Origin of the sequence: Dysgonomonas termitidis (assembly GCF_042654545.1) — a bacterium.
GTDB lineage: Bacteria > Bacteroidota > Bacteroidia > Bacteroidales > Dysgonomonadaceae > Dysgonomonas > Dysgonomonas termitidis.
In genome coordinates this window covers 1-825 of the sequence record NZ_JBHSGN010000097.1, presented here as the reverse complement: position 1 = coordinate 825, position 825 = coordinate 1, and the positions used below count along the sequence as shown (strand labels likewise).

Annotated in this window: 1 protein-coding gene; it reads right to left on the bottom strand. The window is 44.1% G+C overall.

Features of this window, described 5'->3' with window-relative positions; genetic code table 11:
- Positions 1 to 114: 114 nt before the first annotated feature.
- Positions 115 to 573 carry an META domain-containing protein gene (locus ACFO6W_RS16785; RefSeq protein ID WP_379998508.1) on the bottom strand — a complete coding sequence of 153 codons (459 nt, stop codon included), beginning with the start codon at positions 571 to 573 and terminating at the stop codon, positions 115 to 117.
- Between the last annotated feature and the right edge of the window lie 252 nt (positions 574 to 825).

Below are 825 nucleotides of genomic sequence, written 5' to 3'. Positions count from 1 at the left end.
ATGGACTGAAAAAGGAAGGGCGTTTATCCACCGTTTATTTCAACGGGCCGGAACTGTGTGGTGATAGACACACACCCTCTCTTTAACACATGAAGTAAGGCTTCAACTAACAGGTTATTCCACTTTCCAGACTTTGTTCGCGTTGTCGGAAAATGTTGCCAGCGTTTTTGAACCCTGCCTCAATTGCAGTTTCCCGTCTTTGATCCTGAAGTTGTCGGCGGAATTGAGCGCTCTCAACAAGGCGGCTTCAATATCCATGCCTGAAGTGCAGAATTTACGGGTAGAGGCTATCCCGCTGAAGCTGATCTTATTGTTATCGCGTTTCGCATTCCCGCTGAAACTGTTGCATCCGGTGTTGCCACTGGCCCGGCCATCTATCACCAGGAGTGTCGCCTGTTGTCCGGACGCAGGAACCAGATTCGCGCCGCCATTTTCCGGTTGCACGGATACCAACTGCCATTCCACAGCCGATAGATCCGGTTGCGGGCTGTTGCTCTTAAATAAAGAACATGAACCAAGACTTAATAACAGGAACAGGCCGGCAACCGGTAAAGTACGAAATATAGTTCTCATAGGTTTGAATTAATATATTTTTAAAAAACATTACAGGCAGTAAAAATAATGGTTTTTTTATTTGAAATAAACATACATATTCTAAAAATGTAATGTTTTGTATGGTATTGCCAAATCCGGTTATTTGCAAATATCCGGTGAACCGGATTTTAGCCGCGCCAGAGGTGCAGATACGGCAATCCCAATTATCAGCGAGTACAGGTGAAGTAAAAAATTACTATCCTCTTTTACAAAGCTGACGGACAAAGAAAT